Raw genomic sequence first — 15,628 nt, 5'->3', positions numbered from 1 at the left:
TTCTCTCCGCTGTTCTTAAGGATGTCCATGGTTTTCGCCGGCACCTCATCCGGAGGCCGACGGCCCGCCTCCACGCTCGTATGGGTCATCCCTCCCGCCGCGATGGCGTTCTGCGCGGCCCTGGCCGTCGTCGTGGTCCCGTCCGGGGCGCGGGCCACGGTCGCCTGGTGCGGGGTGGCGGCGACATTCGCGGTGGCCCTGGCGGCGGCCGAGGCGATGCGCCGCGGCCGGCTGATCACCACGCTGCGCACCCGGCTCACGGCCCAGGAGACCCAGCTGCGGCAGCGCCTGGTGGACCAGGAGACGGCGATCCGGCGGCTGGCCCGGGAGCTGCTGCCGGTGGCGGTGACCCGGCTGCAGCGCGGTGCCATGGTGGACGAGGCGATGCGGGCCATCGACCACGCGCCCCGCCTCGACCCGGACTTCGACGCCACCCACGAGCTTCTGCTGCGGTCGGTGCTGGAGACCGTACGGGCCGAGGAGGACCTGAGGGACGCGGGCCAGCGGGCCTTCGTCAACATCGCTCGCCGGGTGCAGGCCATCGTCCACCAACAGGCCCAGGACATGCGGGAGATGGAGGACAAGCACGGCGCCGACCCGGACGTCTTCGAGGACCTGCTCCACCTGGACCACGGCAACGCCCTCATCGGCCGGCTGGCGGACTCCATCGCGGTCCTGGGCGGCCAGCGCCCGGGCCGTCAGTGGCAGAAGGAGGTGCCGCTGTTCAATGTCTGCCGCGGCGCCATGTCCCGCATCCTCGAATACGAGCGGGTGGATCTGCACTCGGTGGCGGACGTCGCCATCGTCGGGCCCTCGGTGGAGCCGCTCATCCACGCCCTCGCCGAACTGCTGGACAACGCCACCCGCTACTCGCCGCCCAAGACCCGGGTGCATCTGACCGCGATCGAGGTGCAGTCCGGGGTCGCGATCGAGATCGAGGACGCCGGGGTGGGCCTGTCGGAGGAGGCGCGCAGGCGCACCGACGCGGTCCTGGTCCAGGCGGCGACCGGTTTCGACCTCAACGACCTGGGCGAGACACCGCGGCTGGGTCTGGCCGTGGTCGGCCGGCTCGCCGTGAAGTACCGCTTCCAGGTCTCGCTGCGGCCCTCGGCGTACGGCGGGGTGCGTGCGGTGCTGGTCGTACCGCAGGACATCATCTGCCCCACCCCCGCGCCCGGCGGCGCGATCGCCCGCGCGGCCAAACTGCCCCCGCCCAAGCCCATCAAGCGGGCCACGCCCCTGCCGTCGCCCACCCGGACCAGCCCGATCGCCCAGGGCCGCCCCGGCCCCGGCTTCCGGCAGAACGGCGCCGGACTCCCGCAGCGCCGCCGCCGGATGCCCGTGGTCAACCCGCCCATCAGGGTCGACTCCGGACCCCCGGCGGCGCCCCCCGCGCCCCGTGAACCGGCCGGGCCGCCCGTGCAGCCGGGGATCTGGCTGGACGCCTTCACCAAGGGGCTCAATGGCGAGCCGATCCCGGCGGCCGACGCCGGTACGGCCGTGCCGGACACCCGGAAGCACCCCGGCACCCCGGATACCCCGAACACCCCGCTCCCGTCAGACAAGGATGAGTAGGCAAGTGACGCAACCGCGGTTCAACATGGACTGGATGCTCCGGGACCTGGCCTCCAGCGTTCCGCAGACCCGCCACGTGGTCCTGCTGTCCTCGGACGGCCTGTGCATGGCCCAGGTCGGTACGGACAAGGACACCGCCGACCGGCTGGCCGCCGCCTGCGCCGGGCTGCAGAGCCTCTCCGGTGCGATCGCCACCGAATTCCCCGACGGGGACGGGCGGATGCGGCTGGTCGTCATCGAGGTCGACGGCGGCTTCTTCTATCTGATGGCGGCCGGCGTCAGCTCGTATCTGGCGGTGCTCGCCGAGGACAGCGTGGACGCCGGACTGATGGGCCAGTGCATGAGAGACCTGGTCGCACGGCTCGGCGAACACCTCAGCAGCCCGCCGCGCGTCGACGGACGGGTGACATGAGCGAGCCCGCCAAGGCGTGGGACGAGGGCGGCCCCGAGCGGCTCTACACCGTCAGCCGGGGCCGCGCCCTGCCCGCCCCCCGGCAGCGGCCCGTCGAACTCGTCAGCCTGATCGTGGCGCGCGCCGAACCGGAGCCGGGGATGGCACCCGAGAGCGCCGCCGTGCTGAGGATGTGCCCGTTTCCCCTGTCGGTGGCGGAGATCTCCGCGTATCTGGTCCTGCCCGTCTCCACCGTCACCGTGATCCTCGCGGAGCTGCTGGGGGACGGCCGGGTGGAGGCCAGGGCGCCGGTCCCGGCAGCCGTGCTGCCCGACCCTGAACTGCTGCGGGCGGTGATGCATGGACTACAGAAGCTCTGAGCCATCCGGGGAATCCGCGGTATCCGGGGAGATCGTCGGTCCGCGCAGCGAGGACACACTGCCGGCCTCCGCGGCCGCCGCCGTCAAGGTGGTGATCGTCGGAGGGTTCGGGGTCGGCAAGACGACCATGGTCGGCTCGGTGAGCGAGATCCGCCCGCTGACCACCGAGGAGACCATGACCCAGGCCGGGGTCGGCGTCGACGACATCGCCGGGATCGAGCGCAAGACCGAGACCACCGTCGCGATGGACTTCGGCCGGATCAGCCTCAACGAACGGCTGGTGCTCTATCTGTTCGGCACCCCCGGCCAGGAGCGGTTCTGGTTCCTGTGGAACGGCCTCTTCGAGGGCGCCCTCGGTGCCGTGGTCCTGATCGACACCCGCCGTCTGGAAGTCAGCTTCGACGCGGTCGGGCGGCTGGAGGAGCGCGGTGTGCCCTTCGTGGTCGCGGTCAACGCGTTCCCCGAGGCCCCCGTCCACCCCATGGCGGAGCTGCGCGCCGCCATGGACCTGCCCGACTCCGTACCGATGATCGACTGCGATGCCCGTGACCGGGCCTCCAGCCGCGACACCCTCCTCACCCTCGTGCGCCACCTGCAATCCCTTCACACCGTGACCCCGGAGACACCGTGACCTCTCACCCCGACGACCCCGGCACCGGGACGGCCGACCTGCCGCCCACCCGGTGCCCCGTCCACCCCGCGCTGTCCGACGCCGGGCTGGTGGACCTCCTCGGGCCCGAGAACGAGAAGGACCCGATGGGCCTGTACGAGCGGCTGCGGGCCGAGCACGGCCCGGTGGCCCCGATCGTGCTCGACGGTGGGATACCGGCCTGGCTGCTGCTGGGCTACCGCGAGAACCTGGAGGTGTCCCGCACCCCCTCCCGCTTCTCCCGCGACTCCCGCCACTGGCACGCCTGGAAGGACGGGCGGATCACCGCCGACTCGCCCCTGCTGCCGGTGGTCGGGTGGCAGCCCATGTGCACCTTCGCCGACGGCGACGAGCACGAGCGGCTGCGGGCCGCGCTCACCGAGTCCATGGGGCGCCTGGACCGCCGGGGCATCCGCCGCCACGTCACCCGCTTCACCCATCAGCTGGTCAACGACTTCTGCGCCCACGGGGGCGCCGAACTGGTCACCGCCTTCGCCCAGCAGCTGCCCATGCTCGTCCTCACCCAACTCCTCGGCATGCCCGACGAGTACGGCCCCCGGCTGGTCGAGGCCACCCGGGACCTGATGAAGGGCACCGAGACGGCCCTGCGCAGCGACGCGTATGTCACCGACGCCCTCCAGGGCCTGGTGGACCGCAAGCGCGCCGACCCCGGCGAGGATCTGGCGTCCTGGCTGCTGGCCCACCCCTCCGGCCTCACCGAGGAGGAGGTGGTCCAGCATCTGCGGCTGGTGCTGCTCACCGGCAATGAGACCACCACCAATCTGATGGCCAACACGCTGCGCATGGTCCTCACCGACCCGCGCTTCCGCGCCTCCCTGGCCGGTGGCCATATGACCCTGCCGGACGCCATCGAGCATGTGCTGTGGAACGAGCCCCCGCTCACGGTCGTCCCCGGCCGCTGGGCCACCGGGGACACCGAGCTGGGCGGTCAGCGGATCCGGGCCGGGGACATGCTGCTGCTGGGGCTGGCCGCCGGAAACGTCGACCCGGCCATCCGCCCCGACATCGCCGCGCCGATGTACGGCAACCGGTCCCATCTCGCCTTCAGCGGCGGCCCCCATGAATGCCCGGGGCAGGACATCGGCCGCGCCATCACCGACACCGCCATCGACACCCTGCTGCTGCGGCTGCCCGACCTCCGGCTGGCCGTCGACGAGTCCGAGCTGACCTGGCTCTCGTCCTGGATCTCCCGCCATCTCGTGGCGCTGCCGGCGGAGTTCATGCCCCGCCGCCCCGAGCCGGAGAGCATGGAGGACCCCGCCGCGACCCTCTTCGCCCCCCGGCCGCGCCTGCTGCCCGAGGAGGAGGCTCCGGAAGCGGTCCCCGAGGAGCCCGGGGCGACGGATCCCGGGCGCGTCCCGTGGTGGGTGGCGTTATGGCGGTGGCTGCTGGGCAGGCCCTCGGGATCCGCTCCGTAGGGATGACGGCGGCCCGCCGCCCTCCGTAGGGATGACGGCGGCCCGCCGCTCAGCCCCGGGCGACCACGACCCCCACGGTCAGCAGGCCGAGCACCACCCAGCTGAACCACAGCCAGCCGTTGCTCCCCAGGGCCACGGTGTAGGCCGTCACCAGCACCAGGCCCCCCACCGTGGCCACCGTCATCGTCTTAGCGGATCCGGGCATCCCCGACCTCCTCACGGCGGTCCTGACGCCCCTTCGCCAGGACCCGGGCCGCTCGGGGCCCGGGTCCATGGTCTCGCGGTCCGGGGCCCCGCCGCTAGCAGGCTGCGGGTCCCGCCCTCACTGGCTCCGGGACTGGAGCGAGGCCAGATAGGCGTTGTACGCCGCGAGCTCCTGGTCGCCGTCCCGGTCCGCGGTGCGGTCGATGCGCCGCGCCTGGCGCTGCTCGGACTTGTACCACTGGTAGACCAGCGCCACCAGGACGATCACCGACGGGATCTCGCTGAAGGCCCAGGCGATCCCGCCCGCCCAGGTCTGGTCCGACAGCGCGTCGATGCCGAGCGAGGCGGGCGGGTGCTCGTACACCCCGACCATGGGCTCGGACGCCATCATCAGCGCGATGCCGAAGAACGCGTGGAACGGCATGCCCGCGAACAGCTCCAGCATCCGCATCACATAGCCGGGCCGGTGCGGCCCCGGGTCCACGCCCATGATCGGCCAGAAGAAGACCAGGCCCACCGCGAGGAAGTGGACCATCATCGCGATATGCCCGGCCTTGCTCCCCATCAGGAAGTCGAAGAGCGAGGTGAAGTACAGCGCGTACAGGCTCGCGATGAACAGCGGGATGGTGAACGCCGGGTGGCTGATGATCCGCGTATAGCGGCTGTGCAACAGCGCGACCAGCAGCTCCCGGGGCCCCTTGCGGCCGCGCCCGGCCGCCGGGAGGGCCCGCAGGGTCAGCGTGACCGGCGCGCCCAGCAGCAGCAGGATCGGCGACACCATGCTGATGATCATGTGCTGCACCATATGGACGCTGAACATGACCATGCCGTAGTCGTTCAGCTTGGTGCACATCGCGACCGCGATGGTCAGCACCCCGAGCGCGAAGGAGACCAGGCGCCCCACCGGCCAGGCGTCACCGCGCCGCCACAGCCGCGCGGCGCCCCAGCCGTAAAGACCGAGCGCCAGCACACAGCCGACCAGGAAGAACGGATCGCCGCCGAACTCCAACCCGCGCGACAGCGTGAACGGCGGCAAATCCATCATCATGCCGTGCCCGCCGTGATCCATCCGGTGCTCCCCTTTTTGCGCCTAAACCGGCGCCGCTCTCGCGGACCTGGTTGCTCGCCGTAAGGGTTGCGCAATGGACGGCCGCGGTGGGAGTCGGCATTAACCGGTTTGTGTCGTCCCTACAGTACGCACTCGGCCTCGGCGTACCGCTCGGCGGGGACCGTCTTCAGCCGCTCCACGGCCGCGGCCAGCGGCACCAGGTCGATATCCGTGCCGCGCAGCGCCGTGATCGTGCCGAAGGCGCCCCGGTGGGCCGCCTCCACGGCGTGCCAGCCGAAGCGGGTGGCCAGCACCCTGTCGTACGCCGTCGGGGTGCCACCGCGCTGCACATGGCCGAGGATGACCGCCCGCGCCTCCTTGCCGAGCCGCCGCTCCAGCTCGACCGAGAGGTGGCGGGCGATGCCCGCGAAGCGCTCGTGGCCGTAGACGTCCTTGCCGCCGGCCTCGTAGTCCATCGTGCCCTCGCGCGGCTTGGCGCCCTCCGCCACCACCACGATCGCGAACTTCTTGCCCGCCTCGAACCGCGCCCCGACGGTCTTGGTGAGCTCCTCGATGTCGAACGGGCGCTCTGGGACGACGATGGCGTGGGCGCCCGCGGCCATGCCCGAGTGCAGCGCGATCCAGCCGGTGTGCCGCCCCATGACCTCGACGATCAGCACCCGCTGATGGGACTCGGCGGTGGTCTTGAGCCGGTCCAGGGCCTCGGTGGCGACCCCGACCGCGGTGTCGAAGCCGAAGGTCACATCGGTGGAGGCGATGTCGTTGTCGATGGTCTTGGGCACGCCGACGATCGGCAGCCCGGCGTCCGAGAGCAGCCGGGCGGCTTTGAGCGTGCCCTCCCCGCCGATGGGGATGACCGCGTCCAGGCCGAGCTCCGCCACATGCCCCTTGGCCCGCTCCACGCCGTCCCGCAGATGCTCGGGGCGTACCCGGGTGGAGCCGAGGATGGTGCCGCCGAGCGCCAGGATGCCGCCCACGGCGTCCAGGTCGAGCTTGCGGTAGTCGGCCTCCAGCAGGCCCTTCCAGCCGTCGTGGAAGCCGATCACCTCATCGCCGTGGTCGACGGTGGCGCGGTGGACGATTGACCTGATGACCGCGTTCAGGCCGGGGCAGTCGCCGCCGGACGTGAGCACACCAATGCGCATGGCACGCATACCTCTGTCTGAGCTGGGGGCCGACGGCCGGACCGCGTCGTCCGGCGGGACCCCGCCACCTTACAAGCGGCCGGGCGGCGGGGGCGCGGTCGTCCGTCGGATGTCCGCCATGCGGGCACCCTTCGCCCGAGTGGCGGCGAAGTGGCGCCCGGGCGGCGTCCGAGTGGCGCTCGGGCGAGCGGGCCGTGGCTCAGGCGGGCTGGGACGCCGCCGCGATCCGCTCGTTGCGCAGCGCGTCGTACCACTGGTCGTTGACCGGCGGCAGCGCGTTCACATCGAGGGCCAGCTTCAGCAGGTGGTCCGCGATATGCGGGTTGCGGGCCATCACCGGGCCGTGCATGTACGTCCCGAAAACGGTGTCGTTGTAGGCGCCCTCGAAACCGTCGCCCGTGCCGTTGCCGTTGCCGAACCGGACCCGGGCGAAGGGGCGGGCGGTCGGGCCGAGGTGGGTGACGCCCTGGTGGTTCTCGAAGCCGGTCAGCGGGGGCAGCCCGAGCCGCTCGTCGATGTCGGCCAGCACGTCCCCGACGCACCGGGCGCCCTCGCCGCGGGTGCTGACCACGTCCAGCAGCCCCAGGCCCTGCTGGCGCTGCCCGAGGTCGTTGATGAACTCATGGCCGAGGATCTGGTACCCGGCGCACACCGAGAAGACGATCGCCCCGTTGGCGACCGCGCGGCTCAGCCCGCCGTCCCGGATCAGCCGCTCGGCGGCCAGCCGCTGCGGGCGGTCCTCGCCGCCGCCGATCAGATAGACGTCCCCGGAGGTGGGGATCTGCTGGTCGGAGCGGACGTCCAGCCGGGAGACCTCCAGCCCGCGCTGCCGCGCCCGGCGCTCCACCACCAGGACGTTGCCCTGGTCGCCGTACGTGCTCAGCAGGTCGGGGTAGACCCACACCAGACGCAGGCCGTTCTGGCTCATGCTTCGCATCTTCGTGCCTCTCGTACGGGGGGTCAGTTGCCGACCCGGCGGCGCAGGTCCTGGAACGCGGTGTAGTTGGCGATGGTCTCGATGCGGCCGGGCGGGGAGATCCGCACCGCCTCGTCCGCGTCCGCGCAGACCCGGAAGTCCAGCCCGGCGACCTCCAGGCGCACCGCGAGGTCCAGCTTACGGTCGCCGATCACGCAGATCGGGTGCCCGGCGAGCCGGGTGTAGTCCACGTCCCACAGCCAGGAGGTGTCGGTGCCGTCGGCGCCGCGGGCGTTCACCGAGAGGATCACCGGAGTGGGCGGCGGGTCGATCAGCGAGAAGGTCTCCAGCCAGCCGGCCGGGTTCTTCGCCAGCAGCAGCCGCATCTGGCGCTCCTGGAAGGTGACCACGTCATACCGGCCGGCCACGGCCTGGACCTGGTACATCCGCTCCAGCGCGACCTGCGGGGGCACCCCGAAGGCGGCGGCGACGGCGGCCGAGGTGGCCGCGTTGGCCTTGTTGGCACGGCCGGGGAGCTGGAGGTGGATCGGCCAGGCCGCGCCGTGCGGGTCCAGGACGTAGTCGCCGTTCAGCGCCCAGCTGGGGACCGGACGGCGGAAGCCGCACTCCGCGCAGACCCAGTCGTCGCCCGGGCGCTGCAGCACACCGCCGCAGGACGGGCAGGACCAGGCGTCGTCCTTCCACTCCTGCCCGGCGGCGACCCACACCACATTGGGGCTGGAGGAGGCGGCCCAGACGATCAGCGGGTCGTCGGCGTTGGCGATCACGATCGCCTTGGTGCCGGTCAGGCCCTCGCGCCACTTCTCGGCGAGCATCCGGGTCTCGGCGGCGCGGTCGAGCTGGTCACGGGAGAGGTTGAGGAGCGCGATGGCCTTGGGCTCGGTGTCGCGCGCCACACCGGCGAGGTACTTCTCGTCGACCTCGATGACGCCGTAGCGGGCGTCGGAGCCGCCGGCCAGGGCCGAGGTGATACCGGCCGGCATATTGGCGCCCAGCGCGTTGGAGACGACCGGACCGGCCGCCCGCAGCGCCTCGGCGATGAGCCGGGTGGTCGTGGTCTTGCCGTTGGTCGCCGACACCAGGATCACGTCCAGGTGCTGTGCCAGCCTGCTGAGCAGATCGGGGTCGAGGCGCAGGGCCACCTTGCCGCCGATCACCGATCCACTGCCGCGGCCCGCGGCCTTGGACACCGCCGCCGCGGCCCTGCCCGCCGTCACGGCCAGCTTGGCACGTGGCGACAGCGGCTCTGAGTTGCCTGCCATCGTCTCTCGATCCTCCTCGTATACCGGCGCCGCACCTGCCCCCCGAGGCGCCGGTGGTACGCCCCCTCCGCGCCGCATCGCCAGCCGGGAGGCCACGGTCGGGTAGCAGCCTATCGAGATCCGGCGGCTGTCCCGAATTCCGTCACCCGCGCAGGACACTTCCCCGGCCCCGTAGGCTTGGCTGCCATGCGACATGGCGTGATACCGGGCAGCCGCGGAGCGGTGCGGCCCATGCGGTTCCTCGGCGATCCGGGGCTGCGCGCGCCGTGCGCGGAGGTCACGGCGTTCGACGCCGAGCTCGCCCTGCTGATCGAGGACATGTACGCCACGATGTACGCGGCGCACGGGGTGGGGCTCGCCGCCAATCAGATCGGTGTGGGGCTGCGGGTCTTCGTCTTCGACTGCCCGGACGACGAGGACCACCGCCATCTGGGGCATGTCGTCAACCCCCGGCTGGCCGCGGCCGACGGGGTGACGGTGCGGGGGCCGGAGGGCTGTCTGTCGCTGCCGGGCATCGAGGCGGGCACCCCGCGCTTCGACCGTGCGGTGATCGAGGGCGTGACGATGACCGGGGAGCCGGTGCGGATCGAGGGCACCGGCTTCTTCGCCCGCTGTCTGCAGCACGAGTGCGACCACCTGGACGGCGGGCTGTTCCTCGACCGGCTCTCCGGGCTGCGGCGGCGCAGGGTGCTGCGGGCGGTCCGCCGGGCGCCCTGGGCGGCGTCGGCTGGCGCCGGGGCGTAGGGCATCCGGCCGGACCGCGGCGGGGTGCGAGCGGAGGCCGGGGGCTCAGAAGCCCGGTGCGCCCACCCGGTCGTCCGCCAGCGACAGCCGTCCCCACAGCAGATCGGTGAGATGGTGCACCAACTGGCCGCGTGCGCACGGGCGGTCGCGCAGCCACCAGTCGCCGGCCGCGTGCATCATGCCGACGATCCCGTGGCCCCAGACCCGGGCCACCTCGTCGCCGCCGGGTCCCAGATCCAGCCGCTCGGCGATCACGGTGGCGAGCTCCTCGCCGAGCCTGCGCAGCAGCGGGGCGGAGTGGTGGCCGACGTCGAAGCCCTGCTCGGGCTCCTGCTGGCCGTGGTCGGCCGGGTGCATCAGGAAGCGGTACACCTGGGGCCGTGCCTCGATCGCCGCCAGATAGGTGTCCAGCGTGGCCTCCACGCGGTGCCGGCGGTCCTCGGCGGGCGCGTCCAGGGCCGCGCGCAGCGAGGCGAGCAGGGCGTCGGTGTGGCGCTTGGCGAGCGCGCGGTACAGGCCGCCCTTGTCGCCGAAGTGGCGGTAGAGAATGGGCTTGGTGATGCCCGCTTCGGCGGCGATGGCGTTCATCGAGGCTTCTGGTCCGTCGCGCAGCACCACCCGGTCCGCGGCCTCCAGCAGCTCCTTGCGCCGTTGCTGGGCCGTCGTGCGCTGGTCGTCGCGCTGGCTGGTCCCGGTCCGCATGCGTTGCCTCCCCGCCCCCGATGTCGTACTCGCGCTCTCGCGCCTCGCGTTTCCCGGCGCGATCGCGCTCCGCGCTCTGCGCAACGTAACACCCGCGGGGGTCGCGGGGCCCGCGTGCCCGGGGGAGTTGACATCGTCTACTGGACGGTAACAGACTGCGGTTACCGCAGGTAATAAGCACGTGGAGGGGTCATGGCGGAGTTCTCGTTCGAGCTCGACGACGATCAGAAGGCGGTGCGCGACTGGATCCACGGCTTCGCCGCGGACGTCATGCGCCCGGCCGCCGCCGAATGGGACGAGCGCGAGGAGACCCCCTGGCCGATTATCCAGGAGGCCGCCAAGATCGGCCTGTACTCCCTCGACTTCTACGCCCAGCAGTACTTCGACCCCACCGGCCTCGGCATCCCCATGACCATGGAGGAGCTGTTCTGGGGCGACGCGGGCATCGCGCTGTCCATCGTCGGCACCGGCCTCGCCGCCGTCGGCGTCCTCGCCAACGGCACCGAGGAGCAGATCGGCACCTGGATCCCGCAGATGTACGGCGACGCGGACGACGTGAAGGTGGCCGCCTTCTGCTCCTCCGAGCCCGACGCCGGCTCCGACGTCGGCTCGATGCGCACCCGCGCCGTCTACGACGAGGCCAAGGACGAATGGGTGCTGAACGGCACCAAGACGTGGGCCACCAACGGCGGTATCGCCAATGTCCATGTGGTGGTCGCGGTCGTCGACCCCGAACTCGGCTCCAAGGGCCACGCCTCGTTCATCATCCCGCCGGGCACCCCCGGTCTGTCCCAGGGCCAGAAGTTCAAGAAGCACGGCATCCGCGCCTCGCACACCGCCGAGGTGGTCCTCGACCAGGTGCGGGTGCCCGGCAGCTGCCTGCTCGGGGGCAAGGAGAAGCTGGACGAACGCCTCGCGCGCGCCCGGGAGCGGGCCAAGACGGGCGGGGAGCGGCTGAAGAACGCCGCCATGGCCACCTTCGAGGCGTCCCGCCCGGCCGTCGGCGCCATGGCGGTCGGCACCGCCCGCGCCGCGTACGAGGTCGCGCTCGACTACGCCAAGACCCGGCAGCAGTTCGGCCGCCCCATCATCGACAACCAGGGTGTCGCCTTCCAGCTCGCCGACATGCGCACACGGATCGACGCCGCGCGACTGATGGTGTGGCGCGCCTCGTGGATGGCCGTGACCGGCAAGCCCTTCGACTCGGCCGAAGGCTCCATGTCCAAGCTGTTCGCCAGCGAGACCGCCAAGCAGGTCACCGCCCAGGCGGTGCAGATCCTCGGCGGCAACGGCTTCACCCGCGAGTACCCGGTCGAGCGGATGCACCGCGACGCCGCGATTTACACCATCTTCGAGGGCACCAGCGAGATCCAGCGCCTGGTCATCGCCCGCACCCTCTCCGGCGTCCAGATCCGCTGAGCCCAGCCGCCGGCCCGAGCCGCTAGGGCGGGCCCACGCCCGCCCCGAAGCGCCGTTTTCGGGTGGCGAACGCGGCCAGCAGCGCGCGGAGCTCCTCACCGGTGAAGTCGGGCCACAGGGTATCGACGAAGAAGAGCTCCGCGTAGGCCGCCCGCCAGAGCATGAAGTTGGAGATGCGCTGCTCCCCGGAGGTGCGCACCAGCATGTCGATGTCCGGCAGATCGGCATGCGGCAGATGGCGGGTGAACAGGGCCTCGTCGATGAGCCCGGGGTCCAGCGCGCCGTCCGCCGAGGCGCGGGCCAGACAGGTGGCGACGTGGGCGATCTCCTCCCGGCCGCCGTGGTTGAAGCAGAAGGCCAGCGTCATCGCGCGGTTGTCGCGGGTATCGGCCTCCGCGCGGCGCAGCGCGGCCAGCGTGGCCCGGGGGAGCCGGGCCTCCGAGCCCAGCCAGCGCAGCCGCACCCCCCGCTCGCCGTAGCCCCGGAAGACGTCCGCGAGCTGGGCGGTGAGCCGCATCAGGGCGGCCACCTCGCCGCGCGGGCGGTTCCAGTTCTCGGTGGAGAAGAAGAACAGCGACAGATGTTCGATGCCCTCTTCCAGAGCCGTGTCCACCACCCGCGGCAGCGCCAGCACCCCCGCCTGATGGCCCCGGGTGCGGGAGAGGCCGCGCAGGGCGGCCCAGCGGCCGTTGCCGTCCATGATGATGGCCAGGTGCCGCGGCCGCCCCGGTGACTCGTCCTGGGGGCCGCGGCGTTGCCGTACGACGGCGGGCGCACCGTCGATCGACGCCCGCAGCAGCCGCTTGACGGAGGGCACTCTCCAGGCTCCGACCTCGAACACCCACGCGTCCCTCCGCCTAGCTTCCCGGCGCCGTGTCTGACGACGCGACGGGGGCGGGGGTTACCTCCCCGGTGGCCGAACCATTCGTTTGGTCGTCACGGCCGTCACGGCTTGCGGGCCACGCCCCCGTGGACATCGGTGGTCTCGATGTCCGTCTCGGAGGGGCCCGGCCGCCACAGCGGACACGACACGATACCGGGCTCGATCAGCTCCAGACCCTCGTAGAAGCGGCTGATCTGCGCGACGCTGCGCAGCACATAGGGAACGGCGCCGGTGTCGTCGTAGCCCTGCTGTGCCTCCTTGAGCGCCTGGTCGGTGTCGGTGCTGTCGTAGTGCACGAAGTAGCTGCCGGACGGTAAGGCGTCCTGCAGCCGCCGCACGACCGACACCGCCTCGTCGTAGTCCTGGATGTGGCCGAGGATGCCCATCAGCATCAGGGCGATGGGCCGGTCGAAGTCGAGCGTCTTCGCCGCGGCCTCCAGGATCCGCTCGGGCTCGTGGAGATCGGCGTCGATGTAGTCGGTCACCCCCTCCCGGGTGCTGGTGAGCAGCGCCTGGGCGTGCCGGAGCACCAGGGGGTCGTTGTCCACGTAGACGATGCGGGCCTCGGGCGCCACCCGCTGGGCGACCTGGTGGGTGTTGTCGTAGGTGGGCAGCCCGGTGCCGATGTCCAGGAACTGCCGGATCCCGCACTCGCCCGCCACATGGGTGACGGTGCGGATGAGGTACGCGCGCGAGGCGCGGGCCATGGTCTCGATGTTCGGGGCGACCTCCCGGTACTCGTCACCGGCGATCCGGTCGACCTCGTAGTTGTCCTTGCCGCCCATCCAGTAGTTCCAGATCCGGGCCGAATGCGGCACCGTGGTGTCGATCTTGTTCAGGGCCTGCTGGTCCGGGGTGGACGAGCCGTCTGTCATGGAGCCATCTCCTGCCGTGCGTGTGCGGTTCGCGGGGCACCAACGTAAGCCCGGTGCGGGGGAGTTCAGCGACGCTGGGCGCAGAACGGCACGGGGGAGCGGATGCGCGGGAGGGGCCGGGCGAACGAGGAGACCGGCGGCTCGGGCGCCGCCTCGCCGTGGCCCGGATCCGGATCCGGGCCACCGTCCGCGGCCGGCCGCTCCTCGACGGTGAGGACCGGGGCGTGCTCGGCGAGCGTGGAGAAGGCGTGGTCATAGCCGGTCACCGCCGCCCCGATCTCCGTGAGGGCCGCGGCCGAGGCGCCGCGCGCGGCCAGCCGGTCCTCCAGCACCGGCACCGGGGCCGTCACATGGACGAAGGCGCCGCGGCGCTCGGCCACCGCCTCGGCGAAGTCGAACGCCTGAATCCAGGTCACCCGGGAGTGGCCACGGCGCAGCGGCCCGTAGACGAGCTCGCCGACCAGCCCGGCGTCGACCGCGAGCGCCCCGCCGTGCAGGAGGAGTTCCCGGTACGGCCGGACCGGGTCGACATGCGGGAGGTCGGGGGAGGCGCGGGTGACGGTGTAGCCGTGCCGGCGGGCGAGCCCGGCCAGCAGCGCGTCCCTGCCGACCCCGTCGCAGCCCTCGACGATCAGCGTGCGGTGCTGTGCCACCGCATGGTCGAGGTTCATTTCCGGCATCCTGTCGGTCCCATAGCTCTCAGCTCTGCGAGGGGGGACGACGCCGCCGCCCGCCACGGCGTCTTCAGTGTGCGTGGCGGGACGGCGGGGACGGGAGTGCGGTGCGGGGTTGTGCGGTTGTGCGGGCGTAGTGGTTTTCGAGGGATCGCCCGTGCGTGGCCCCTCTAGGCGATGAGGAAGTCCGCTCCGCCGGACTTCGCCGCCTCCAGGAAGGACGCCACCTCCGAGCGGGTGTAGATCAGCGCGGGCCCGGCCGGGTCGGTGGACTGGCGCAGGGCGACCCGCCCGTCCGGCAGCCGCTTGGCCTCGATGCAGGTGCCGCCGTTGGACCCGCTCCAGGGCTTCTCCCAGCCCTCCGTGCCCAGGTCCGTGGCCGGCATTCCGCTGTAGACGGGGTCGTGCATCTCAGTGCTCCTTACGCAGTTCGGCCAGGATGGTGCTGGAGTCGCCGATCCGCTCGGCCTGGACCGCCATCCGGTCCAGGACCTCGAGATAGGCGACGACTTCGGCCGGCTTGTCCACATAGACCGCCCCGGTGAGGCTCTCCGTGTAGACCACGTCCGGCAGTTCGGAGAATCCGAAGCGGAAGTAGTGGAAGGGGCCGAAGGCCCCGGGGTGCGGCCCCGCCGCGAACCGCATGATCTGCAGCCTGACCTTGGGTATCTCCAAGGTGCCGATCAGGTGGTCGATCTGGTCGCGCATCACCCGTGAGCCGCCCACCGGGCGGCGCAGCACCGTCTCGTCGAGGATGGCCCAGATGGTCGGCGCGTCCGACTTGGTGAGCAGCTCCTGGCGCTGGACGCGCAGGGCGATCCGGCGCTCCAGCTCCTCCTCGGTGTCATGGGGGAAGCCCATGCGCAGCACCGCTCGGGCGTAGTCCTCAGTCTGGAGCAGCCCGGGGACGTAGTGGGGCTCGTACGCCCGGATGACGGTGGCCTCACTCTCCAGGCTGACGTAAGCGCTGAACCAGTCCGGAAGCACATCGCGGAACTGATGCCACCAGCCCGGCTGGTTGGCCTCCCGTGCCAGGGCGAGGAAGTCCTCCATCTCCGGGCCGCGGACGCCGTAGTTCCGCAGCAGCTCCTTGAGATACGGAATCTTGAGACCGACTTCCGCCTTCTCCATCCTGCGCACGGTCAACGGGGTGACCTCGATGGCTTTCGCGGCTTCCTCGAACGACACCTTCGCCCGCTCGCGCAGATGCCGCAGGCGTTTGCCGAGGACTCTGCGCAAAACGGTGGGGGCGGCGCCGGCCGGCCGTGCCTCGCTCACGT

Annotated in this window: 18 protein-coding genes; 7 read left to right on the top strand and 11 right to left on the bottom strand. The window is 71.8% G+C overall.

Annotated features, from left to right (window positions below):
* Positions 1-27: 27 nt before the first annotated feature.
* Genes J8403_RS06115 through J8403_RS06095 form a run of 5 tightly spaced genes read left to right on the top strand, consistent with a single transcriptional unit; the run spans position 28 to position 4,434 of the window.
* Positions 28-1,575: a sensor histidine kinase gene (locus J8403_RS06115; RefSeq protein ID WP_211122242.1), complete on the top strand. Its 1,548-nt coding sequence runs from the start codon at positions 28-30 to the stop codon at positions 1,573-1,575.
* Complete coding sequence (locus tag J8403_RS06110; protein WP_211122241.1) at positions 1,568-1,987, top strand: roadblock/LC7 domain-containing protein; 420 nt, start codon at positions 1,568-1,570, stop codon at positions 1,985-1,987. Before J8403_RS06115 ends, J8403_RS06110 begins: the two co-directional genes overlap by 8 nt.
* A complete protein-coding gene (locus tag J8403_RS06105) occupies positions 1,984-2,346 on the top strand; it encodes a DUF742 domain-containing protein (protein ID WP_211122240.1) in 363 nt (120 codons plus the stop codon). Before J8403_RS06110 ends, J8403_RS06105 begins: the two co-directional genes overlap by 4 nt.
* A complete protein-coding gene (locus J8403_RS06100) occupies positions 2,327-2,977 on the top strand; it encodes a GTP-binding protein (protein ID WP_211122239.1) in 651 nt (216 codons plus the stop codon). Before J8403_RS06105 ends, J8403_RS06100 begins: the two co-directional genes overlap by 20 nt.
* Positions 2,974-4,434 carry a cytochrome P450 gene (locus J8403_RS06095; RefSeq protein WP_211122238.1) on the top strand — a complete coding sequence of 487 codons (1,461 nt, stop codon included), beginning with the start codon at positions 2,974-2,976 and terminating at the stop codon, positions 4,432-4,434. The genes J8403_RS06100 and J8403_RS06095 overlap by 4 nt, the downstream gene beginning before the upstream one ends.
* Before the next feature lie 49 nt (positions 4,435-4,483).
* Here the strand turns inward: J8403_RS06095 and J8403_RS06090 are convergent, their stop codons facing one another.
* The 5 genes from J8403_RS06090 to J8403_RS06070 all read right to left on the bottom strand — a co-directional run bounded on the left by J8403_RS06090 (position 4,484) and on the right by J8403_RS06070 (position 9,051).
* On the bottom strand, positions 4,484-4,639 hold the full coding sequence (locus J8403_RS06090; RefSeq protein ID WP_165449210.1) for a hypothetical protein: 156 nt from the start codon (positions 4,637-4,639) through the stop codon (positions 4,484-4,486).
* 117 nt (positions 4,640-4,756) lie between these two features.
* Positions 4,757-5,707 (bottom strand): cytochrome c oxidase assembly protein, encoded by a 951-nt coding sequence (locus J8403_RS06085; RefSeq protein WP_211122237.1) that lies wholly within the window; start codon positions 5,705-5,707, stop codon positions 4,757-4,759.
* Between the two features lie 119 nt (positions 5,708-5,826).
* Positions 5,827-6,852 carry a 6-phosphofructokinase gene (locus J8403_RS06080; protein WP_078639266.1) on the bottom strand — a complete coding sequence of 342 codons (1,026 nt, stop codon included), beginning with the start codon at positions 6,850-6,852 and terminating at the stop codon, positions 5,827-5,829.
* A gap of 199 nt (positions 6,853-7,051) precedes the next feature.
* Complete coding sequence (locus J8403_RS06075; RefSeq protein WP_078639265.1) at positions 7,052-7,780, bottom strand: type 1 glutamine amidotransferase; 729 nt, start codon at positions 7,778-7,780, stop codon at positions 7,052-7,054.
* A 32-nt stretch (positions 7,781-7,812) separates the two neighbouring features.
* Positions 7,813-9,051, bottom strand: coding sequence for a Mur ligase family protein (locus J8403_RS06070; protein WP_093466832.1), 1,239 nt, complete (start codon positions 9,049-9,051; stop codon positions 7,813-7,815).
* A gap of 186 nt (positions 9,052-9,237) precedes the next feature.
* On the opposite strand from J8403_RS06070, the gene def reads away from it, so the two are divergent.
* Complete coding sequence (gene def / locus J8403_RS06065; RefSeq protein ID WP_211122236.1) at positions 9,238-9,795, top strand: peptide deformylase; 558 nt, start codon at positions 9,238-9,240, stop codon at positions 9,793-9,795.
* Positions 9,796-9,840: 45 nt separating this feature from the next.
* Here def and J8403_RS06060 read toward each other — a convergent pair whose 3' ends face one another.
* Positions 9,841-10,497 (bottom strand): TetR/AcrR family transcriptional regulator, encoded by a 657-nt coding sequence (locus J8403_RS06060; protein ID WP_078639262.1) that lies wholly within the window; start codon positions 10,495-10,497, stop codon positions 9,841-9,843.
* Between the two features lie 192 nt (positions 10,498-10,689).
* Between J8403_RS06060 and J8403_RS06055 the strand changes: the two genes are divergently transcribed.
* Positions 10,690-11,916: an acyl-CoA dehydrogenase family protein gene (locus J8403_RS06055; RefSeq protein WP_211122235.1), complete on the top strand. Its 1,227-nt coding sequence runs from the start codon at positions 10,690-10,692 to the stop codon at positions 11,914-11,916.
* Between the two features lie 22 nt (positions 11,917-11,938).
* On the opposite strand, the gene uppS is transcribed toward J8403_RS06055, so the two are convergent.
* The 5 genes from uppS to J8403_RS06030 all read right to left on the bottom strand — a co-directional run bounded on the left by uppS (position 11,939) and on the right by J8403_RS06030 (position 15,626).
* On the bottom strand, positions 11,939-12,757 hold the full coding sequence (gene uppS / locus J8403_RS06050; RefSeq protein WP_211122234.1) for a polyprenyl diphosphate synthase: 819 nt from the start codon (positions 12,755-12,757) through the stop codon (positions 11,939-11,941).
* A gap of 104 nt (positions 12,758-12,861) precedes the next feature.
* On the bottom strand, positions 12,862-13,674 hold the full coding sequence (locus J8403_RS06045) for an SAM-dependent methyltransferase (RefSeq protein ID WP_211122233.1): 813 nt from the start codon (positions 13,672-13,674) through the stop codon (positions 12,862-12,864).
* 65 nt (positions 13,675-13,739) lie between these two features.
* On the bottom strand, positions 13,740-14,345 hold the full coding sequence (locus J8403_RS06040) for a hypothetical protein (RefSeq protein ID WP_211122232.1): 606 nt from the start codon (positions 14,343-14,345) through the stop codon (positions 13,740-13,742).
* 173 nt (positions 14,346-14,518) lie between these two features.
* Positions 14,519-14,758: a DUF397 domain-containing protein gene (locus tag J8403_RS06035; protein WP_211122231.1), complete on the bottom strand. Its 240-nt coding sequence runs from the start codon at positions 14,756-14,758 to the stop codon at positions 14,519-14,521.
* Between the two features lies 1 nt (position 14,759).
* Positions 14,760-15,626 carry a helix-turn-helix domain-containing protein gene (locus J8403_RS06030; RefSeq protein WP_137968651.1) on the bottom strand — a complete coding sequence of 289 codons (867 nt, stop codon included), beginning with the start codon at positions 15,624-15,626 and terminating at the stop codon, positions 14,760-14,762.
* Positions 15,627-15,628 lie beyond the last annotated feature (2 nt).

The organism is Streptomyces yatensis (assembly GCF_018069625.1).
GTDB classification, from domain to species: Bacteria; Actinomycetota; Actinomycetes; order Streptomycetales; family Streptomycetaceae; genus Streptomyces; species Streptomyces yatensis.
The sequence above is the reverse complement of the archived record's forward strand: the minus strand, read 5'-3'. Positions and strand labels throughout refer to the sequence as shown.